At 71.9% G+C, this 18,069-nt stretch carries 12 protein-coding genes and 1 other RNA gene; 3 read left to right on the top strand and 10 right to left on the bottom strand.

All coding sequences use genetic code 11. The features are described from left to right. Positions 1-4: 4 nt before the first annotated feature. The 9 genes from mraY to rnpB all read right to left on the bottom strand — a co-directional run bounded on the left by mraY (position 5) and on the right by rnpB (position 11,543). Positions 5-1,090 (bottom strand): phospho-N-acetylmuramoyl-pentapeptide-transferase, encoded by a 1,086-nt coding sequence (gene mraY / locus AC0IY1_RS04655; RefSeq protein ID WP_055955172.1) that lies wholly within the window; start codon positions 1,088-1,090, stop codon positions 5-7. A gap of 85 nt (positions 1,091-1,175) precedes the next feature. Further along, positions 1,176-2,696 (bottom strand): UDP-N-acetylmuramoylalanyl-D-glutamyl-2,6-diaminopimelate--D-alanyl-D-alanine ligase, encoded by a 1,521-nt coding sequence (locus AC0IY1_RS04650; RefSeq protein WP_082513143.1) that lies wholly within the window; start codon positions 2,694-2,696, stop codon positions 1,176-1,178. Continuing rightward, a complete protein-coding gene (locus AC0IY1_RS04645; RefSeq protein WP_055955175.1) occupies positions 2,693-4,171 on the bottom strand; it encodes a UDP-N-acetylmuramoyl-L-alanyl-D-glutamate--2,6-diaminopimelate ligase in 1,479 nt (492 codons plus the stop codon). The genes AC0IY1_RS04650 and AC0IY1_RS04645 overlap by 4 nt, the downstream gene beginning before the upstream one ends. Further along, entirely contained in the window at positions 4,168-5,940 is a 1,773-nt protein-coding gene (locus tag AC0IY1_RS04640; protein WP_055955479.1) for a peptidoglycan D,D-transpeptidase FtsI family protein, read from the bottom strand. Before AC0IY1_RS04640 ends, AC0IY1_RS04645 begins: the two co-directional genes overlap by 4 nt. A gap of 140 nt (positions 5,941-6,080) precedes the next feature. Continuing rightward, a complete protein-coding gene (gene ftsL, locus AC0IY1_RS04635) occupies positions 6,081-6,509 on the bottom strand; it encodes a cell division protein FtsL (RefSeq protein ID WP_055955178.1) in 429 nt (142 codons plus the stop codon). Further along, a complete protein-coding gene (gene rsmH, locus AC0IY1_RS04630) occupies positions 6,506-7,564 on the bottom strand; it encodes a 16S rRNA (cytosine(1402)-N(4))-methyltransferase RsmH (protein WP_055955181.1) in 1,059 nt (352 codons plus the stop codon). The genes ftsL and rsmH overlap by 4 nt, the downstream gene beginning before the upstream one ends. Before the next feature lie 400 nt (positions 7,565-7,964). Next, positions 7,965-9,626, bottom strand: coding sequence for a methyl-accepting chemotaxis protein (locus tag AC0IY1_RS04625; protein WP_055955184.1), 1,662 nt, complete (start codon positions 9,624-9,626; stop codon positions 7,965-7,967). A gap of 79 nt (positions 9,627-9,705) precedes the next feature. Further along, the gene (locus AC0IY1_RS04620) at positions 9,706-10,698 is read right to left on the bottom strand and encodes a cytochrome-c peroxidase (protein ID WP_055955481.1); all 993 of its coding nucleotides are present in this window, start codon (positions 10,696-10,698) and stop codon (positions 9,706-9,708) included. A 434-nt stretch (positions 10,699-11,132) separates the two neighbouring features. After that, an RNA gene (rnpB, locus tag AC0IY1_RS04615) (RNase P RNA component class A) lies at positions 11,133-11,543 on the bottom strand. Between the two features lie 348 nt (positions 11,544-11,891). Here rnpB and AC0IY1_RS04610 point away from each other — a divergent pair. Further along, positions 11,892-12,068, top strand: a complete 177-nt coding sequence (locus AC0IY1_RS04610; RefSeq protein WP_181017248.1) for a hypothetical protein — start codon at positions 11,892-11,894, stop codon at positions 12,066-12,068. Positions 12,069-12,131: 63 nt separating this feature from the next. On the opposite strand, the gene gloA is transcribed toward AC0IY1_RS04610, so the two are convergent. Next, positions 12,132-12,572: a lactoylglutathione lyase gene (gene gloA, locus AC0IY1_RS04605; protein ID WP_055955186.1), complete on the bottom strand. Its 441-nt coding sequence runs from the start codon at positions 12,570-12,572 to the stop codon at positions 12,132-12,134. A 147-nt stretch (positions 12,573-12,719) separates the two neighbouring features. Here gloA and pepN point away from each other — a divergent pair, with 147 nt between their 5' ends. Then, on the top strand, positions 12,720-15,350 hold the full coding sequence (gene pepN, locus AC0IY1_RS04600) for an aminopeptidase N (RefSeq protein ID WP_471768015.1): 2,631 nt from the start codon (positions 12,720-12,722) through the stop codon (positions 15,348-15,350). Positions 15,351-15,542: 192 nt separating this feature from the next. Next, positions 15,543-17,933, top strand: coding sequence for a PAS domain-containing sensor histidine kinase (locus tag AC0IY1_RS04595; RefSeq protein WP_055955192.1), 2,391 nt, complete (start codon positions 15,543-15,545; stop codon positions 17,931-17,933). Positions 17,934-18,069: the final 136 nt, after the last annotated feature.

Below are 18,069 nucleotides of genomic sequence, written 5' to 3'. Positions count from 1 at the left end.
GGGCTCAGCGCAGCTTCAGAGTGGCGAGGCCGGCCAGCGCCAGGATCACGGCGATGATCCAGAACCGGATCACGACCTGCGGCTCCTTCCAGCCCTTCTGCTCGAAGTGGTGGTGGATCGGGGCCATGCGGAAGACCCGCTTGCCCGTCAGCTTGAACGACGCGACCTGGATGATCACCGACATCATCTCGAGCACGAACAGACCGCCGACGATCGCCAGCACGATCTCGTGCTTGGTCGCCACCGCGATGGTGCCGAGCAGGCCGCCCAGCGCCAGGGACCCAGTATCGCCCATGAAGACCTGGGCGGGGGGCGCGTTGAACCAGAGGAAGCCGAGCCCGGCCCCGATCACCGCGCCGCAGACCACCGCGAGCTCGCCGGTGTCGCGGACGTAGTTCACCTGCAGGTAGCCGGCCGTGAAGACGTTGCCGACGAGGTAGGCGATGACGCCGAAGGTGCCGCAGGCGATCATCACCGGCACGATGGCGAGGCCGTCGAGGCCGTCGGTCATGTTCACCGAGTTGCCCGCACCGACGATCACGAAGGCGGCGAACAGCACGTAGAACCAGCCGAGGTTGAGCAGCGCGTCCTTGAAGATCGGGAAGGCGAGCTGGTTCTGCAGGGTCGGAGCCGAGTAGACCGAGATGAGCACGCAGGCCGCGATGGCGATGCAGGCTTCCAGCAGCAGGCGGAACTTGCCCGAGAAGCCCTTGTGCGACTGCTTCGTCACCTTGAGGTAGTCGTCGTAGAAGCCGATCGCGCCGAAGCCCAGCGTCACCGCCAGGGTGACCCAGACGTAGTGGTTGCGCGGGTTGGCCCAGAGCAGGATCGCGACCACGCAGCCGGCCAGGATCATCAGGCCGCCCATGGTCGGGGTGCCGCGCTTCGTCAGCAGGTGCGACTGGGGGCCGTCCTCGCGGATCGGCTGGCCCTTGCCCTGGCGCAGGCGCAGCGAGGAGATGATCAGCGGCCCGAACCAGAACACGAACAGGCCCGCCGTGAACAGCGCGCCGCCGGTGCGGAAGGTGATGTAGCGGAAGACGTTGAGGGCGGAGACGGTGCCGCTCAGGTCCGACAGGAGATACAGCATCCAGCACCCGGCCGTGGTTCAATGCGAAATCAGCCGGAGGCTCAGGGGCGCGCAGCACCCCTCCCCGGCCGTGATGAAGGTCGCCTCAGCGCGCGACGGCGCGCGGCGGTTCGGCTTGGGCGTTCGCGTAACGGGCTTTGAGCGCTTCGACAATCCGGCCCATGCGGATGCTGTTCGAGCCCTTCACCATCACGGCGTCCCCGGGGCGCAGGGCCGAGAGCACGGGCTCGAGCAGGTCGGCGGAGGTCGCCGCGGAGGCGCCGCGCCGGCTCACCGGCAGGGCCTCGAACAGGTTGCGCATCAGGGGGCCGGCCGTGAAGACGAGGTCGACCTTGGCGGCCTCCACCGGCCCGGCGAGGGCGCGGTGGTGGGCCTCGCCCTCCGGCCCGAGCTCCAGCATGTCGCCCAGCACAGCGATGCGGCGCCCGCGCGGGCCGGTCTCGATGCCGGCCAGGGTCGCCAGGGCGGCGCGGATCGAGGCCGGGTTGGCGTTGTAGCTCTCGTCCACCAGGAAGGCCTCGCCCTCCCCGATCGCCAGGGCGGTGCGCTCGCCGCGGCCGACCGGGGGCCGCAGGGCCGCCAGCGACAGGGCCGCGCGGGCGAGGTCGGCGCCGAGCGCATGCACCACCGCCATCACGCCGAGCGAATTCATGGCCGTGTGCCGGCCCGGCGTGCCGAGCTGGTAGGTGACCGGGATGCCCATCACCACGGCGTCGACCACCGAGAGGTCGGGGCGGAGCACGATGCGCTGGGCGCGGACATCCGCCTCCGGGTGCTCGCCGAAGCTGACGACCCGGCCGGCCCGCGAGGCCTGGGCATGGGCGAGGAGGCGGGCATAATGCGGGTTGTCGCGATTGATGATCGCGGTGCCGCCGGCCTTGAGGCCGGAGAAAATCTCGCCCTTGGCGTCGGCGATGGCCGCGACGGAGGCGAAGTGCTCGACGTGAACGGGCTCGACCGTGGTGACCAGGGCGATGTCGGGCTGCACCATCGCGGTCAGCGGCACGATCTCGCGCGGGTGGTTCATGCCGATCTCGAACACGCCGAACTGCGTGTCGGCCGGCATGCGCGCCAGGGTCAGGGGCACCCCCCAATGGTTGTTGTAGGAGGCGATGGAGGCGTGCGTCGGCCCCTGCGCGGAGAGGACGTGGCGCAGGGCCTCCTTGGTCCCGGTCTTGCCGACCGAGCCCGTCACCGCGACGATGCCCGCCCCGGTTCGGGCCCGGGCCGCGGCGCCGAGCGTGCGCATGGCGTCGAGGACGGGATCCTCGCCCGCGCCCGCGACCGCCAGCACCGGCCCGGCTTCGGCGAAACTTTGCGCCCGGTCGGCCGCGACCACGGCGGCGCCGGCACCGCGCCCCAGGGCGGCCGCGACGAAGTCGTGCCCGTCCCGGGCCTCGCCCCGGATGGCGAAGAACAGGTCGCCCGGCGCCAGCGTGCGGGTATCGATCGAGGCCCCGGTGATCGGCCTGCGGGGCCCCAGCAGGGTCCCGCCGGTGGCGGCTTCCAGGGCTTCGGGCGTCCAGAGCGGGGTCGTGCCTGGCGAAGTCGTGCCCGGCTGGGTCGTGCCTGGCGGAGTCGTGCCGGGCGGCGTCTTGTCGGTCATGCTGAGCGTTCCGCGATCGCAGCCCGGAGGACGTCGTGGTCCGAGAAGGGCAGGACCTGTGACCCCACGATCTGGCCGGTTTCATGGCCCTTGCCGGCCACCACCAGCACGTCGCCGGGCTCCAGCGCCCGCACGGCGGTGCGGATCGCCTCGGCCCGGTCGCCGATCTCGACGGCGCCCGGGGCGGCGGCCAGGATCGCGGCGCGGATCGCGGCCGGGTCCTCGCTGCGCGGATTGTCGTCGGTGACGATGACGGCGTCCGCCTTCTCGGCCGCGATGGCGCCCATGATCGGGCGCTTGCCGGTGTCGCGGTCGCCGCCGCAGCCGAAGACGACGCGCAGCCGGCCGGTCGCGAAGGGGCGCAGGGCCGTCAGCACGCCCGCGAGGGCTTCCGGCTTGTGGGCGTAGTCCACGAGGCAGAGGCCGCCATGGACCTCGCCGATCCGCTCCATCCGGCCCGGGACCCCGGTGAGATGGTCGAGGGCGGCGATGACGCCGGCGGGGTCGGCCCGGCCGGCGGGGATCGCCAGCACGAGTCCGGCGGCCAGCAGCGCGTTCTCGACCTGGAAGGCACCGACCAGCGGCAGGCGCACGGCATACTCGTCCAGCCGGCCCGTCGGACCCGGGGCCTGCAGGACGAGGTGCTGGTGGAAGCCCTCGGTGCGCGCGGAGATCAGCCGCACGGTGTCGCCCTTCGACCCCGTGGTGTGGACGTCGAGGCCGCGGGCGGCGGCGGCCGCCACGACGACGTCGGCATAGGCGCCGTCGATGTTGATGACCGCCGGGATGCCGGGCTGCGCCAGGGTCGTGAACAGCCGCAGCTTGGCCGCCAGGTAGTCGTCCATGGTGGCGTGGTAGTCGAGGTGGTCGCGCCCGAGATTGGTGTAGCCCACTGCGGCGAGCGCGACCCCGTCGAGGCGGCGCTGCTCGATCCCGTGCGAGGACGCCTCCATCGCCAGGATGTCGATGCCGTCCTCGGCGAGCCGCGCCAGGGTGGCGTGCAGGGTCACCGGGTCGGGGGTGGTCAGGGAGCCGTAGGTGGCGCCCCGGTTGGTGACGATGCCGACCGTGCCGAGGCTGGCCGCCTCGGCCCCGAGGCGGGCCAGGATCTGGCGCACGAAATCCGTGACCGAGCTCTTCCCGCTCGTCCCCGTCACCGCCACCACCTCGGCCGGCTGCCGGCCCGAGAAGGCCCGGGCCGCGAGGGCGAGGCTGCGGCGCACGTCCGCCACGGCGAGGTAGGGCACGCCGGCCTCGAGCCCCTTCGGCCGCGCGCCCTCGCTCACCACCGCCACGGCGCCGGCGCTCGCGGCGGTCGCGGCGAAGCGCCGGCCATCCGCGACGGTGCCGGGCACGGCGACGAAGACGAAGCCCGGCGCGACCTTGCGCGAATCGGCCGTGAGCCCGGCGACCGGCAGGCCGGCGAGGCCGGCCTCCGCCTCGGGAAAGAGCGCGCCGAGGGTCGGCCCGCTCATCGTCCGTCCACCTGCGTGGCGTGGTAGGCGCCGAGCTTCACCATCAGGGGGAAGGGCTTCACCGGCGGATCGAACTGCGGCGGCAGGCCGAGGACGGGGGCGACGCGCTCGATCACCCGGCCGGTGACGACGCCGGAGTTCCAGGCCGCGGTGGCGTAGCCGCCGGATTCCGGCAGGCCCTGGGGTTCGTCCATGATGGTGACGAAGAGGTATTTCGGGTTGTTCATGGGGGCAGCGGCCATGAAGGTCGTGAACAGGCGGTTCTTCACGTAGCGGCCGTGGATCACCTTCTCGGCCGTGCCGGTCTTGCCGCCGACGAAGTAGTACGGGATCGCGGCCTTCTTGGCCGAGCCCTCGACGGCGTTGAGGCGCATGATGAAGCGCATCGCCTCGCTGGTCTCGGTCTTCAGCACCCGGGTGGCCTTGGCCATTGCCGCCTCGGGCGTGGTCTTGAGGAAGGTCGGGGTCATCAGGAAGCCGCCGTTGGCGATGGCGGCCACCGCCGCGGTCGCCTGGATCGGCGCCACCGCGAGGCCGTGGCCGAACGCGATGGTGATGGTGTTGATCTCGGTCCAGCGCGCCGGCACGATGGGCTCGGCGCTCTCGGGCAGTTCCGTCCGCATCCGGTCGGTCAGGCCCATCTTCTTCAGGAAGGCCTTGTGGCCGGGCACGCCGATGCCCAGCGCCATCTTGGCGGAGCCGATGTTCGACGAGTGGGTGAACACCTCCGGCATGGTGATGACGCGGTTGGTGCCGTGGTACTCGTGGATCTTCTGGCGGCCCCAGTTCAGCACGCCGCCGCGGGTGTCGAAGGTCGAGTTGACGTTGAACTTGCCGGAATCCAGCGCCATCGCCAGGGTCATCGCCTTGAAGGTCGAGCCCATCTCGTAGACGCCGACGTTCATGCGGTTGATGCGGTCGGGGTTGAGCGCGTCGGCCGGGTCGTTCGGATCGAAGTCCGGCAGGGAGGCGAGCGCGATCACCTCGCCGGTCTGGACGTCGAGGATCATGCCGGCGGCGGCCTTGGCCTTGAAGTGGTCGAGGCCCCAGGCGAGCTCGTCCCGCACGGCGAACTGCGCCCGAAGGTCGATGGAGAGCTGGATCGGCGACAGGTCGGTCTGCTTGGCCACGAGGCCGAAATCGTTGAGCGCCTTGTTGCCCTGGTTGTCGATGTACTTCTCGATGCCGGCGATGCCGATGTTGTCGAGGTTGGTCACGCCGAGGATGTGCGCGGCGGCGACGCCGTTCGGGTAGACGCGCTTGTGGTCGGGCAGGAAGCCGATGCCCGGGATGCCGAGGCGGTGGACCTCCGCCTGCTGCTTCGGGGTGATCTCGCGCTTGACCCAGACGAAGCCCTTCTTGGTGGAGAGCTTGGCGCGCAATTCGGTGGCGTTGATCTGCGGCAGCACGGCGGTGAGGAGTTCGACCGCCTCGTCCTTGTCGTAGATGTTGCGCGGCTCGGCGAAGATCGAGACCGTGCGGATGTCGGTGGCGAGGATCTCGCCGTTGCGGTCGACGATGTCCGGCCGGATCGCCGTGGTGGCGGCGGCCGCGATCCGGCGGTCGCCGTTATCCGCCTCCGGGAAGGCGGCGCCCAGGATCAGGCGCCCGGAAATGGTGGTGAAGACCAGGGTGAAGGCGAGGCCCACGAGGCCGACCCGGGTGTAGGAGCGCTCGATGGCGAGGTGGAACATCGCCCGCGCGTTGCGGGCGACCCAGGCGCGCTTCGACAGGGCCGGCGACGCGACGGCCTCTGCGGCCGGCTCCAGCCGCGTCCGCTCGACCGGGCGCGCGTCCGGCGGCGCGCCGGCGCCGGCCTCGACGGGCGCGCGGGTCGGCTCGGCGGCGGAGGCGGTCTCCGGGGAATGGATCGGGTCTTGGCCGGGCGGCGGGACTTCGGACACGGGCACTACCTCGAAGTCGTGGTCGGGGTTCTGGTCGTGGTGGTGCGCGGCGTGATGCTGCCGGTGGTGCGCGGCTCGTCACCGCCGCGCCCCGCCACCGGCTTCTCCTTCGGCGTCGCGGTGGCCGCCAGCAGCCGGCCGATCTCGTCGCCGCGGTCGGGCCGCGCCGGCAGGTCGGCGAGGCGGCCGAGATGGGCGGTGCCGATGGGCTCGAGGGCGAGGTAGCGCTCCACCGCCGCCTGGAGCCGGTCCGGCCGGGTCAGGAGCTGCCACTCGGCGCGCAGCACCGCGATGGCCTGGCGCTCCTTCTTGAGCTGGGTCTGGGCCTTCGAGACCTGCCCGGCCTGGTAGAGCGTGTCGTACTTGATCGAGTAGGCGTAGATCGCCGAGCCGATCAGGCCGAGCACCGCGATCAGGTTGAGCAAACGGATCACCGGCGTGCTCCTCCGCTCCGACCTGTCCGCGCGGGCAGCGCGGCCAGGGTCTCGATGGCGGCCAGGGGGGCGGGCACGGGGGCGTCCGTGCGTTCCACCGCGCGCAGCTTGGCCGAGCGGGCGCGGGGATTGGCGGCGGTCTCGGCGTCGGTGGGCAGCACCGGGCCCTTGGTCACCACCGCGAAGCTGCGGGGCGCCGGCGCGTCCAGGCTCGGCAGGTGGCGGGAGGCCTGGGCCGCCCGGCCGCTGCGGGCCGAGAAGAACTGCTTCACGATGCGGTCCTCCAGGGAGTGAAAGGTCACCACCGCGAGCCGGCCGCCCGGCCGCAGGATGCGCTCGGCGGCGTGGAGCGCCTGGACGAGCTCGCCGAGCTCGTCGTTCACCGCGATGCGCAGGCCCTGGAAGGTCCGGGTCGCCGGGTGGATGCCGCTGGCCGGATCGGCCCAGACCACGCTGGCGACGATGTCGGCGAGGGCCGCGGTGGTCTCGATGCGGGCCTTGCGGCGCGCCTCGATGATCGCCCGGGCGACGGCGCGGGAGCGGCGCTCCTCGCCGTAGTGGAAGATGATGTCGGCGAGGTCGGCTTCCTCGGACTCGTTGACGAGGTCGGCGGCGCTCGGCCCGGCGCGCTCCATGCGCATGTCGAGGGGGCCGTCGTTGCGGAAGGAGAAGCCGCGCTCGGCCTGGTCGATCTGCATCGAGGAGACGCCGATATCGAGGACGACCGCGTCGGCGGACGCGTGCCCCGCGTCGCGGACGCAGGCGTCGAGGCCGCCGAAGCGGCCCGGGACCAGGGTCAGGCGGCCGCCGGCCTCGGTCACCAGGGGCGCACCGCCCGCGATGGCGCCGGGATCGCGGTCGATCGCCAGAACGTGAACGGACGGATCGGCCTTGAGCATCGCGCGCGTGTAGCCGCCGGCCCCGAAGGTGCCGTCGACGGCCAGGGTCCGGCCCGGCAGGTCGAGGGCTTCGAGGACCTCCGCCAGCAGGACGGGGACGTGGGGCGCCCCGTCGGACACCCGGCTCACCCGCGCCTCGCGGGGGGCGCGCGTCATCGGGCGATCCCGACGCGCGGCGGTCGCGCGACCGAGGGCGCGGAGGGACGGAGCGAGGACTCGACCGGACTGATGCGGCGCATGCGTCCCTTCCACGGGGCTGGAGCGCGCGGGCGCGGCTCGGAGAGACGGGGCGTCTCCGGGTCGACGCGTCACGCGACCGCGCATGCGGACACCGGCCTGCCTGGGACAGGCTGCGTCCGTCGATCCGAAAATCGCCGTTGACGGGATGAATCGGGGTACCATGGGCCTCTGAGCGCCGTCAACGAACCTGGCCGAGGGGGAGCGGCTCGGACGGATCAGACCTCAGCAAGGTTAACCGAGCGTAAGTTTTCGCACGCAAAGGCGTCGTTCCGGACCGGTCGGGGTCCCTCCTCCGGCGCTGCGACGGGGCCGCCGCTCAGGCCGCCCGGACATTGCCGAGGAACTCCTCGATCTCGGTCCGCAGCATGCGCGACTGCCCGGCAAGGGCATCCGCCGCGGAGGCGACGGCGCGGGCGACGCCGCCCGCGTCGTCGGCCGAGTGGGCGACCTCCGCGATGTCGGCGGTGACCCGATCGGTGCCGGCGGACGCCTCCGCCATGCTCCGCACGATCGCGTGGGTGGTGGTCCCCTGCGCCTCCACGGCCCCGGCGATGCTCGTCGTGACGCCGCTCATGGCGTGGATCTGCGCCGTGATCTCGGCGATCGCCTGCGCGGCGCCGTCCGTGGCCCCCTGGATCGCGGCGATCTGCTGGCGGATCTCCTCCGTCGCCCGCGCCGTCTGCGACGCCAGTTCCTTCACCTCGGTGGCGACCACGGCGAAGCCGCGTCCGGCCTCGCCGGCCCGCGCGGCCTCGATGGTGGCGTTGAGGGCGAGGAGGTTGGTCTGGCCCGCGATGGTCGAGACCAGGCCGACGACGTTCCCCACCCGGGTCGCGGCACTGGAGAGAGCCGCCATGGTCTCGCCGGTGCGGGCGGCCGCCGTCACGGCGGCGGAGGACAGCTCCGCCGCCTGCACCACCTGCCGGCCGATATCGGCGACCGTCGAACCGAGCTGGTCGGCGGAGGCGGCCACGGCGGTGACGTTCCCGGACGTCTGCCGCGCGGCCTCGGCCGCGCTGGTGGAGCGGGCCGCGGTTCCGGCGATCGCGACCTGCATCGTCTCGGAAGCGGATTGCAGGCCGGTCACGGCCTCGCCCACATGCGCGACGATGCCGCCCACCGATCGCTCGAACCGGTCGGCAAGGTCGGACAACAGGCTGCGCCGGGCCTGCTCCTCGCGCAGGCGCGCGGCCTCCGTCGTCTGCAGTTGCCGGGCGGCCTCCGCCAGGGACATGTCCCGGATCCGCATCACGGCGCGGGCGATGTCGCCGATCTCGTCGCGGCGCCCCGTTGCGGAAAGCGTCACGGAGGTGTCGCCGCCGGCGAGGCGGGTGGTGTCGGCGGTCAGGCGCACCAGGGGCCGGGCCAGCGTGCCGGCCAGCCACCAGGCCGTGCCCGAGCCGAGGACCACGACGACGGCGACGAGGCCGAGCATGGCCCGGATCTGCCAGAGGGTCGCCGCCCGGGTCGCCTCGATCCGGCTCCGCGTATCCGCGGCGGCCAGCGCCACCGCCTCGTCGAAGCGCTGCCGCAGGCGCCGGCTTTCCTGCGCCATGCGGTCGAGGGTCGGGATCTCCCGGGCGGGGCGGATTCCCAGGAGGACCTCCGCGTCCCCGCGCCATTGCCGCGCCTCGGCGGCGGCGCTGCGGGCCAGCGTCACCATCCGCTCGGATTCGGCGAGGGTTTCGAGCCGGTCGAGCAGCGCCATCAGCTGATCCCCGGCGGCGGTGAACTCCGCCTGGATCGGCGCCATGTCGAGGAGGTCGGTCATCGCGCTCACCCGCGCGATCAGCGCCTCCGCGCGGTGGAAGCGGTCGCGGGCGATGCGGCTCGCCTCGTTCATCTCGGTGGTGCGGCTGCCCAGGCGGGACAGGTCGTCCACGGCCCCGAGGCCGACCCACCCGGTGACACCGGAGAGAATCCCCGCCAGGAGCATGAGGCCGAGCAGCGGAAGCAGGATCGTGTAGCGGATCGACATCGCGGTGGCTCTCGGCGTCAGGGCAGTTCGGTCAGGGCAGTTCGGTCGGGGCCGTTCGGCCGGGGCAGTTCGGTTGGGATCAGTTCGGCAGGTTGGGGAGCGCGGTCCGGGTCTGCTCGGCCGTGAGGGCGCGCAGGAACGCGATCAGGTCCGCCCGTTCCTCCGGGGCCAGCCGGAGCGGCTTCATCAGCGGCGACTTCGAGGGTCGGGCGATCCCGCCGCTCTCGTAGAAGGCGACGATCGCCTCGAGGTCGGCGAACTGACCGGCATGGCCGAAGGGGGCGCGATAGGTCAGGTTGCGCAGGCCCGGCGTCTTGAAGGCGTGCCGGGCCAGGACCGAATCCGGCTCGAAGGCCGCGCGGCCGAGATACCGGGTCGGCAGGCCGAGGTCGTGGAAGCGGTTGTCGGTGAAGTTCCAGCCGGTGTGGCAGCTGGCGCAGCCCGCCTTGCCGGTGAAGAGGGCGAAGCCACGCTGCGCGGCCGGCGCGATCGCGGTCTCGTCGCCATCGACCCAGCGGTCGAACGGGGCCCAGCCCGAGACCACCGTCCGCTCGTAGGTGGCGATCGCGGTCAGGATTCCCTCCTGCGTCACTCCCTTGCCGGGGAAGAGCCGGGCGAACCAGGCCTCGTATTCCGGCCGGGCCTTGAGGCGGGCGATGATTTCGGGAAACTTGCCGTCCATCTCCGCATCGGCGGTGATCGGGCCCATCGCCTGCGTCTCGAGGTCCGGCGCGCGCCCGTCCCAGAACAGGGTCGGGATCCAGGCCGCGTTCAGCACCGTCGGAGCCTTGCGGCCCAGGGGCGTGTTGGTCGCCCCGATCGCGCCCGGCACCGGGACCTCGAAACCGAAGGACGGGTTGTGGCAACTCGCGCAGCTGAGGTTCTGCTTGCCGCTCAGGCGCGGATCGAAGAACAGCATCTTGCCCAGCGTCGCCATCTGCGGCGAGTACGGGGCGTTCTCCGGAAACGGGATCGAGGTCGGCCGCCGGTAGGGGGTCCGCGGATCGTCGCGTTCGGAGGCCGTCGCAAGGTGCCCGGCGCAGAGCAGGGCGCCGGCGGCCAGCATCATCATCCCGCGCAGAAACGGCATCGCGAAACCTCGGATCAATCACAACAGAGACCCGCGAGATCGTGTCTCCGGCCGGCTCAGCCTTCGTCTATCGGTCCGATCTTAAGCTTTTCCTAGTTCGAGAAACAATCTTTCCCATCGCTACATCAGCATAGACCGGAAGCTGATCTTACTGCGAGCCAAGTCTATCGGAAGCCGTGCACGCCCCGGCCGCACGATCTCAGCGCGCGTGTCGCGACAACGCCGTGGTCGATCGGAGCTTCGGTGAGGGCGATTGCGGTGCGCCTGCACGGCGCGCGAGCCGGCCGACCTGCCTCCGCACATCGAATTCTGGCGATGCGGGGGCATTGCGACCGCGACACCTGCGATGGCCTGCGCGAACGCTGGCCATCGCGATCGCCGCCGGTCTCGGGGCGGCGCGACGGTGACTCGGCGAGCGGATCAGCCGGCCTATAAGCCGGGTTCTGTAGGGCCCGGGGACCTCGCGGTCCCCGGACGTGGCGGCCATTCCTCTGGGACGATCGTTGCCGACCGCCTCAAGCAACCAACCCGGGCGACGGGCCTGGAGAGAGGGCCTGGCGGACCGCGAGGCCCGCCCTGTCGCCCCTATTCGGTCTTGCTCCCGGTGGGGTTTGCCGTGCCGTCCGCGTTGCCGCGTCCGCGGTGCGCTCTTACCGCACCCTTTCACCCTTACCGCGGCCCGGCTCGCGCCGGTCCGTGGCGGTCTGCTCTCTGTGGCACTGTCCCTGGGGTCGCCCCCGCCGGACGTTATCCGGCACCGTCTCTCCATGGAGCCCGGACTTTCCTCCCCGGACCTTGCGGCCCGGAGCGGCCGCCCGGCCGACTGATCCGGCGCGGGTGTGCGCCGGGCACGGCCCGGGGGTCAAGGCCCAGATGTCGCCGCGCGGGCGCAGCAGCGGTGACGCTCGACGATTCACCCGCAAAGCGGCATCCCGAGAGACCCATTGCCGCCGGGAGCGGCATGCCGAGATGACGATTGCCGCCGGGAGCGGCATGCCGAGACGACGATTGCCGCTGGGAGCGGCATGGCGGGATTTTGGCCAGGCCGCTTGCGGAGCCGGCGCCCCGCGCCAGGTCTTCGGGGCTGGCGCACCGGCAGGTCCGGCGCCGCCAGGGACCATCCGGGCTCCCGGATCCGACCGGATCAAGGGGCCGCAACGGAGCAGGAGGACGCGATGGCGACGAACGACACCGCCTGGACGCTCGAATCCGTCCAGCAACTCACCGCGATGGCCCGCGAGGGCATTCCGGTCTCGGTCATGAGCCTGAAGCTGCGCCGGCCGATCGAGATCGTGGCGGCCAAGCTGAGCCAGCTCGGTATCACGCCCGTGCCGGAGACCGGGGACGCCTGAGACGAGGGCCCGAGGCCCCGGACGAACGGCCCCGCGCGGGGGTCGTTCGCCCGGACCGGACGCCTACCAGGAGCCGGTGTTCTCCATCGAGGACCAGGGCTCCTGCGGCGGCTTGGCCGGGCCCTTCTGCAGCAGCTCGATCGAGATGCCGTCGGGGGACTTCACGAAGGCCATGTTGCCGTCGCGGGGCGGGCGGTTGATCGTGACCCCGGCCGCCTGCAGCTTGGCGCAGAACGCATAGATGTCGTCGACCTCGTAGGCGAGGTGGCCGAAGTTGCGGCCGCCCGAATAGGTCTCCGGGTCCCAGTTGTGGGTCAGCTCGATCACGGGCGCCTGGGTTTCCCTGGCGGTGCCGGCATCGTCGGGGGCGGCCAGGAACACGAGGGTGAAGCGACCCTTCTCGTTGTCGACGCGACGCACCTCCTGAAGCCCGAAGGTGTTCACGTAGAAGTCGAGGGCGCGGTCGAGGTCCGCGACGCGGACCATGGTGTGCAGGAATCGCATGGGTGGGGGCTCTCCAGGGGACTAGCGCCTATGTGGTCCGGCGCGGGCACGGGTCAACGCGGGGCACGCGTCAACGAGCCGGAGCCCGCGCGCGTTGCGCCGCCGCGGCGCACCCCGCACAGTGGGGGCTCAGCCCGAGGAGTCCGCATGCGCACCGAAGCCCCGATCACGATCCGCCTGGAGGATTACCGCCCCAGCGACTACCGGATCGACACGGTGGATCTCGACGTCGCGCTGCATCCCACCGCCACCCGGGTCCGGGCCCGGCTCAGTCTGACGCCCAACCCGGCCGGGCTTCCGGGCGCCCCCCTCGTCCTCGACGGCGAGGACCTGACCCTGGAGAGCCTGACCCTCGACGGAGCGGCCCTCGCACCCGAGGCCTACAGCCTGACGCCGTCCGGCCTGACCCTGCACCGGCCGCCGGCCGGCCCCTTCAGCCTGGGCATCGAGACCCGGATCGATCCGAGCGCCAACACCAAGCTGATGGGGCTCTACCGCTCGAACGGGGTCTACTGCACCCAGTGCGAGGCCGACGGCTTCCGGCGGATCACCTATTTCCTCGACCGGCCCGACGTGATGGCGGTCTACACCACGCGGATCGAGGCCGATCGCGACGCGGCGCCGGTGCTGCTGGGCAACGGCAACCTGGTGGAATCCGGCGCGGCCGGCCCCGGCCGCCACTACGCGATCTGGCACGATCCCCACCCGAAGCCCGCCTACCTCTTCGCCCTGGTGGGGGGGCGCCTCGACTCTGTCCGGCGCCCCTTCACCACCAGCGAGGGCCGCACGGTGGAGCTCGCCGTCTATGTCGAGCCCGGCAAGGCGGAGCGGGCCGACTACGCCCTCGACGCCGTGGCGCGCGCGATGGCCTGGGACGAGACCGCCTTCGGCCGCGCCTACGACCTCGACGTCTTCAACGTCGTCGCGGTCTCCGACTTCAACATGGGCGCGATGGAGAACAAGGGCCTCAACATCTTCAACGACCGCTACGTCCTGGCCTCGCCCGAGACCGCCACCGACGCGGACTACGCCGCCATCGAGGCGATCATCGCGCACGAATACTTCCACAACTGGACCGGCAACCGCATCACCTGCCGCGACTGGTTCCAGCTCTGCCTCAAGGAAGGCCTGACGGTCTTCCGCGACCAGGAATTCTCCTCCGACATGCGCTCCCGCGCGGTGCACCGCATCGGCGAGGTCCGCACCCTGCGGGCGCGCCAGTTCCCCGAGGATGCCGGGCCGCTGGCCCACCCGGTGCGGCCGCGGCACTACACCGAGATCAACAACTTCTACACGGCCACCGTCTACGAGAAGGGCGCCGAGATCGTGCGGATGCTGCGCACCCTCCTGGGCGCCGAGGCCTTCCGGGCCGGGATGGACCGCTACTTCACCGACAACGACGGCACCGCCGCCACCGTGGAGGACTTCCTCGCCGCCTTCGCGAAAACCTCCGGCCGCGACCTCGGCGCCTTCGCCCGCTGGTACGAGCGCCCCGGCACGCCGCGGGTCGGGGTGCAGGGCCGCTATGACGCGGCGGCGCGGACCTATCACCTCGCCTTCCGCCAGAGCCTGCCCGGCGCCGCCGACGCCCCGCCCCTGGTGATCCCCATCCGCCTCGGCCTGATCGGCCCGGACGGCCCCCTCGCCGGGGCGGCGAGCGACCGGGTCGCGGACGGCGTCTTCGTGCTCGACCAGGCGAGCGACAGCCTCACCTTCACCGACGTCCCCGCGCGCGCCGTGCCCTCGCTGTTCCGCGGCTTCTCCGCCCCGGTGCGGGTCGAGATCGAGATGACCGATGCCGACACGCTGACGCTGCTGCGCCACGACACCGACCCGTTCAACCGCTGGCAGGCGGCCCAGAGCGTGGCCATGCGCCTCCTCGTGCAGGGGACGCGGTCGGGCACCCTGCCGGAGGCCGGGGCGGACGGGTTCGGCGCCGCCCTGGCGGGATTCCTGGAGGGCGAGGCCCTGGCCGACCCGGCCTTCGCCGCCCTGGTGCTCGCCCTGCCGAGCGAGGCGGACGTCGCCAACGAGATCGCCACGGAGATCGACCCGGACGCGATCCACCGGGCCCGGCACGCCCTGCGCCGGGCGCTCGGGACGCGCCTGAAGCCGCAGCTCCTCGCCCTGCGCGACGCCCTGGCGGAGGCCCCCGGCACGCCGTTCAGCCCCGATGCCGCGGCGGCCGGCCGGCGCGCCTTCCGCAACGCGGCCCTCGACCTCGTCGCGGCCGCCGATCCGGCCGCGGCGACCCTGCTCGCCGCGCACCAGACCGACGCGGCGACGACGATGACCAACCGGCTCGCCGCCCTCTCGGTCCTGTCCCAGGTTCCGGGTCCCGAGCGCGAATCGGCGCTCGACCGATTCGCCGAGGCCTACCGCGCCGAGCCCCTAGTCCTCGACAAGTGGCTCGCGATCCAGGCCGGGATCCCGGAGGCCGAGACCCCCGACCGGATCCGCCGCCTGCAGAATCACCCGGCCTTCTCGATGACCAATCCCAACCGGGTCCGGTCCCTGATCGGCAGCTTCAGCATGGGCAATCCGACCCAGTTCAACCGCCCCGACGGCGCGGGCTATGCCCTTGTGGCGGAGGCGGTTCTGGCGCTCGACAAGACCAACCCGCAGGTGGCCGCGCGGCTCCTGACGGCCTTCGGATCGTGGCGGATGATGGAACCGGAGCGGCGTGCCCAGGCCGAATCCAGATTGCTGAAAATTCGCGCTGTTGCGGGCCTGTCACGGGACGTCGGAGACATCCTCGGGCGGACCCTCGCCGGCTAGCAAGTGCCTGAAGAGAATCGTTTTTTCAGGCTCTCCCGACGTCGATTCCGCACCTTGGATTCGCGTTGGGAGTCAAGCGTGGCCGGAAAAAACGCGTGGACAAAACCCCACCGGAAATGTTGAATCGTATACGATTCGGAAAGCGGGCGACCCGCCTTCCCGGTGCCCAAATCCCAACGGCGGAGTTAGTCCATGCTGGAGGCGGATTCCGCTTCCCTCTCCGCGCGCGCGGATACGATTCTTGGCATCCACCGGCCCCAACACGCCGCTCATGTCCGTTTCGTGCGAGCCGAGACCTGGCTGCGCTTCGCCCTGCCGGCGCTCTTCGCCACGTTCCTGATCTGCCTCGGCGCGGTGGCGGCCATGCTGCTGCAGGCCCAGCGCGAGGAGGTGATCCGGGCGGCCACCACGGACGTGGAGGCGGTGACCCGCCTGGCCGCGGCGGCCTTCGCCGGGGTCGACATCGACGGCGAGGCCAAGGGCGAGGCGGCCCACCGCAACCTCGGCGCGCTGCTGCCGCCGGGCCTGCTCCATGCCGGCCGCCAGATCCTGCTGATCTCCCCCAACGACGTCATCGTGGCGGCCAATCCGCCCCTGCCCGGCCCGCGCCGCACCCTGACCCAGCATCTCGGGGAGATGCAGGCGCTCTCCACCCTGGGCGAGAGCGCCGGCGTCATGACCGTGACCCTGGCGGACGGCTCCGTGGTGATCGCGGCCCTGCGCAACCTGCCCGGCGGGCGGGGCCAGGTCGCGGTGCTCCAGCCGCTCACCGACATCACGGCCGCCTGGACCACGCGGATGCGCAACCAAGCGATCCTCCTCGGCGCCGCCGCCCTGGTCATCATCGGCACCGGCATCGCTTATGCCCTGCAGACCCGCCGGGCCTACGCCGTCGACCGGGTCTGCGAGGAGATCAAGCAGCGCCTCGACACCGCCCTCGGCCGCGGCCGCTGCGGCCTCTGGGACTGGGACATCCCGCGCGGGCGGATCTACTGGTCCGACTCGATGTACGCGCTGCTGGGCTATCACCGCGAGCGCGAGTTCCTGTCCTTCGGCGACGTCAACGCCCTGGTGCATCCCGACGACGGCGACCTCTACAGCCTGGCCCGCCACCTCGCGGCCAGCCAGTCCACCGTCGACCACGAGTTCCGGGTGCGCGGCGCCACCGGCAACTGGGTCTGGATGCGGATGCGGGCCGAGATCGTGCCGGACACCATCGACGGCGGCCGCCACCTCGTGGGCATCGCCCTCGACGTCACCGAGCAGCGCAACCTCGCCGAGCTCAACGCCACCGCCGACATGCGCCTGCGCGACGCGGTCGAGGCCATCTCCGAGGCCTTCGTGCTCTGGGACACCGGCAACCGCCTCGTCCTCTGCAACTCGAAATTCCGCCACCTCCACGCCCTCAGCCCCGAGGATGCGATCCCGGGCCGGCGCTACGCCGAGATCATGGGGCGGGGCGTGCTGCCGCCGGTCCGGCGCGAGCTGCGCGACCTGGAGCCGAGCGGCGCCACCGCCCGCACCTTCGAGGCCGAGCTCACCGACGGGCGCTGGCTCCAGATCAGCGAGCGCCGCACCAAGGATGGCGGCTACGTCTCGGTGGGCACCGACATCACCAGCCTCAAGCGCCACCAGGAGCAGCTGGTCCAGTCCGAGCGCGAGCTGATCGAGACCGTGCGCGATCTGAAGCGCTCGCGCCGGACCCTGGAGCTCCAGACCCAGCAGCTCGCCGACCTGGCCGAGCGCTACCTCGACCAGAAGGCGCAGGCCGAGGGCGCCAACCAGGCCAAGTCCGAATTCCTCGCCAACATGAGCCACGAGCTGCGCACGCCGCTCAACGCGATCATGGGCTTCGCCGAGCTGATGGAGAGCGAGGTCTACGGCACCCTCGGCTCGCCCCGCTACACCGATTACTGCCGCGACATCCGCACCAGCGGCGACTACCTGCTCTCGGTCATCGACGACATCCTCAACATGTCGCGCATCGAGGCCCAGACGGTGAAGCTCGCCCCGCGGGAGATCGCGGTGGCCGGGGCGATCGAGGGCACCCTGAAGCTCGTGGGCGAAGCGGCCCGGGCCAAGTCCCTGACCATCGCGGTGGACGTGGTCGAGGCCCTGACGGTGCTGGCGGACGAGCGCGCCCTGCACCAGATCCTCACCAACCTCGTCCAGAACGCGGTGAAGTTCACCCCCGCCGGCGACGGCCGCATCATCATCAAGGCGCGGCCGGCCGGGGCCAACGTCCACATCTACGTCGAGGATACCGGCATCGGCATCCCGAAATCGGCCCTGCGCCGCCTCGGCGCGCCGTTCCAGCAGGTCGAGACCAACCTCACCCGCAGCCACAAGGGCTCGGGCCTCGGCCTCGCCATCGCGCGCTCGATGGCCGAGCTGCATGGCGGCGCCCTGCGCATCCGCTCCCAGGAAGGCCTCGGCACCATCGTGATGGTGCGGATGCCGATCCCCACCGCGGAGAACCGCCGCAACCTCGTGGCCGACGCCGCCCAGGAAACCGTCGCCTCCCTCCGCGACGCTGCCGGCGCCACCCCGCGCCCGCCCGAGGCGGTGACGGAGCCGGTCTGAGGTTTTCGGGGCGGCGCCCCCTGCCGGCAGGGGGATCGAAGAGGCCGGTCGGCGCGTCGAAGGCCCGCGCGCCGCACGAGGTCATCCCGGAGCCGCGCAGCGGCGTCCGGGATCCAGACACACCGGCGATGCAGGA

The sequence above is a fragment of the Methylobacterium sp. AC690 genome (assembly GCF_979256535.1).
This window is presented reverse-complemented; position numbering and strand designations above follow the sequence as displayed.

Coding starts and splice junctions, on each gene's coding strand:
- AC0IY1_RS04650 (WP_082513143.1), bottom strand. CDS start 2,696: ATGACCGACAAGACGCCGCCCGGCACGACTCCGCCAGGCACGACCCAG.
- mraY (WP_055955172.1), bottom strand. CDS start 1,090: ATGCTGTATCTCCTGTCGGACCTGAGCGGCACCGTCTCCGCCCTCAAC.
- AC0IY1_RS04595 (WP_055955192.1), top strand. CDS start 15,543: ATGCTGGAGGCGGATTCCGCTTCCCTCTCCGCGCGCGCGGATACGATT.
- AC0IY1_RS04625 (WP_055955184.1), bottom strand. CDS start 9,626: ATGTCGATCCGCTACACGATCCTGCTTCCGCTGCTCGGCCTCATGCTC.
- gloA (WP_055955186.1), bottom strand. CDS start 12,572: ATGCGATTCCTGCACACCATGGTCCGCGTCGCGGACCTCGACCGCGCC.
- AC0IY1_RS04610 (WP_181017248.1), top strand. CDS start 11,892: ATGGCGACGAACGACACCGCCTGGACGCTCGAATCCGTCCAGCAACTC.
- rsmH (WP_055955181.1), bottom strand. CDS start 7,564: ATGACGCGCGCCCCCCGCGAGGCGCGGGTGAGCCGGGTGTCCGACGGG.
- pepN (WP_471768015.1), top strand. CDS start 12,720: ATGCGCACCGAAGCCCCGATCACGATCCGCCTGGAGGATTACCGCCCC.
- AC0IY1_RS04645 (WP_055955175.1), bottom strand. CDS start 4,171: ATGAGCGGGCCGACCCTCGGCGCGCTCTTTCCCGAGGCGGAGGCCGGC.
- AC0IY1_RS04620 (WP_055955481.1), bottom strand. CDS start 10,698: ATGATGATGCTGGCCGCCGGCGCCCTGCTCTGCGCCGGGCACCTTGCG.